A 2,230-nucleotide genomic window follows, 5' to 3' on the forward strand; every position below is an offset into this window, starting at 1 on the left:
GGCTTCGGCGACTGCCGCAAAGCCATGCTGGAGGACATCGCCATCCTGACTGGCGGCACGGCCATCAGCGAGGATCTCGACATCAAGCTGGAGAACGTCACGCTTGAGATGCTCGGCCGCGCCAAGAAGGTCGCGGTCGAGAAGGGACCATCTTCGACGGCGCCGGCCGGCATGGCCGGCGGACGCATGATCGTCATCGAGGTGTTCGAACGGCGGAGGCAGCCGCGCGGACCGCCGCGCGCAACGGCGACGAACCGGGAGAAGTGTCCATGACCCAGCGTGGCAGCATCCAGCGTTCAGCCGCAGGCGCCCGGCCTTCGGCAACGGGCCCGCGCGCGTATCCGTAGTGATTGCTGGGGCCGACAGGCACACGTCCGGACCAGCGCCGGGCCGACCACATCGCGCGGAGGTGCAACGAAGCGGTCTATCCGCATTCATGCCGGCTTCTCCCAACTGCGGTCGCGCCATCAGCCGACACCGGCCGAAATTCGAAATCCCCATAGCCATCGCCTGTGGCCCGCGGGTTCCTTCCTCGAGGACTTTCGTACGCCTGCCGGCGCCCGAACTCTTCACGGAATCGGAGTGCCGGCTTTCCGGCTTCACGGCGAGGATATCAGACGTTCAAAGCTCGGGGTCGTGAGCCCACATTTGTTTCCACCCACGCCCGATGGCAGCTGAGCTGCTCCTGTCGAGGCTGCGTCCCAATATCATCTTGCGCAAATAAGCAGCTATTCGTTGGCGGGGACCGATTTCTGGTGGGTTTGATCTGGAGCAAGTCGCTTCATACCGGTGCGCGCCACCTTTGTGTCTGAGTTCGCCTCAATGGAGAGTTCAATCTGGACCGAGCCTGCCATGAAGTCTCTGCGCGTCGTTGTTCGCCACTACGGCGGACCTGAAGTTCTGGAGATCGTGGAGGAAGACGCGCCCCATCCGGCGTCAGGTGAGCTGCGGGTGCGAACAATCGCCGCCGGCGTCTTTCGCAGAGCTATTGATGCGAGAGGGGATTCATCCGGAAAAGACGATCCTGCCATTCACGCCAGGATGGGACATTGTAGGCATCGTGGACGAGGCCGGAGAGGGAGCGTCCCATGCAATGGTTGGTAAAATGGTTGCGGCGCTGCCCATTCATGGTGGCTACGCCCAGTTCATCTGCCTGCCGGAATATGAGCTCACTCCGGTTCCAACTGGTGTAGATCCCGCAGAGGCAGTCAGCCTCGTGCTGAACTACGTTACGGCCTATCAGATGATGCATCGCCTTGGGCATGCCTCACCGGGACAGCGGGTTCTTATTCACGGCGCGGCCGGCGGGGTGGGCACGGCTCTGCTGCAACTTGGCCACCTAGCAGGTTTAGAGATGTATGGGACTGCCTCTCGTACAGCTCATCAGATCGTATCCGATCTTGGGGCCACGCCGATCGACTACAAGGGGGCCGACTTCGTCAAGGAGATCCATCGCCTGACAAACGACGGCGTGGATGTCGTCTTCGACGGGGTCGGCGAAGCCAATGTCTGGCGCTCGTTTCGGACTCTGAGGCCTGGTGGCCGTCATAGCCTATGGCTTCACTTCATTTCTGCAGAAGGGCCAATTGGCAGGCGGCTTGCGTTATCGTCTTCGCGGGATATTACGACCTACGTGGTATGCGGTCCGCGCTTTCGTTTCACCAGGCCAACGACGCATACTCCCCTATAGCATACAATATTTGAAACGGTGGAAGCTCGCTTGGTTCCGCGAAGATCTCGGCGCCTTACTCGAGCTGCTTCGCGACGGGAAGATCAAGCCGATGGTGGCCGAGCAGATGCCATTGACCGAGGCTCGTCGTGCCCAAGAGCTGCTCGGTCAGGGAGGCGTTAAGGGCAAGCTCGTGCTGATCTGCAATTCGCTGGCCTCCTGACAAGGTGTTGCCGAGCAAGAGCAGAGCCTTTGAACCGCGAAGAGCCGCCTCTAGCGTCGGCCTTGGCCGTTCAACGCCCGCTTTGCAGCGCATTGCTGACCAGCAGATTTAGGGCGAACCGAACGGCGGCTCGTCGGCAGCATCATCCCGAAACCGGTCGGGCACTTCCGGCCCCATTGCGGTCATTTTGGAACATGGCTCCGAAGGGCCGCGTATGTTTGCAAAGGAGGCATTGGGGTTAGCTAAAGTCGACTGCGTCACAGAACCATACGGAACGATGCGGGAAGATTTCTGATTTTGACCCACGAAAAACTAAATAAAATCAATGTACTTAATAC

The 2,230-nt window shown here is 60.1% G+C and carries 2 protein-coding genes and 1 pseudogene; all 3 read left to right on the forward strand.

The window, feature by feature from the left end:
* Positions 1-273, forward strand: a pseudogene (locus EOA28_RS39220) (hypothetical protein); the annotation flags it as partial.
* Positions 274-991: 718 nt separating this feature from the next.
* Positions 992-1,690: a zinc-binding dehydrogenase gene (locus tag EOA28_RS33195; RefSeq protein ID WP_210212015.1), complete on the forward strand. Its 699-nt coding sequence runs from the start codon at positions 992-994 to the stop codon at positions 1,688-1,690.
* A 10-nt stretch (positions 1,691-1,700) separates the two neighbouring features.
* The gene (locus EOA28_RS39725; protein ID WP_210212016.1) at positions 1,701-1,892 is read left to right on the forward strand and encodes a zinc-binding dehydrogenase; all 192 of its coding nucleotides are present in this window, start codon (positions 1,701-1,703) and stop codon (positions 1,890-1,892) included.
* Positions 1,893-2,230 lie beyond the last annotated feature (338 nt).

The sequence above is a fragment of the Mesorhizobium sp. M2A.F.Ca.ET.067.02.1.1 genome (assembly GCF_004023285.1).
In the GTDB taxonomy this organism is placed as follows: domain Bacteria; phylum Pseudomonadota; class Alphaproteobacteria; order Rhizobiales; family Rhizobiaceae; genus Mesorhizobium.

Bases quoted from the DNA above. Each gene is read 5' to 3' on its own strand.
- EOA28_RS33195 (WP_210212015.1), top strand. From the start codon at position 992: ATGCGAGAGGGGATTCATCCGGAAAAGACGATCCTGCCATTCACGCCA.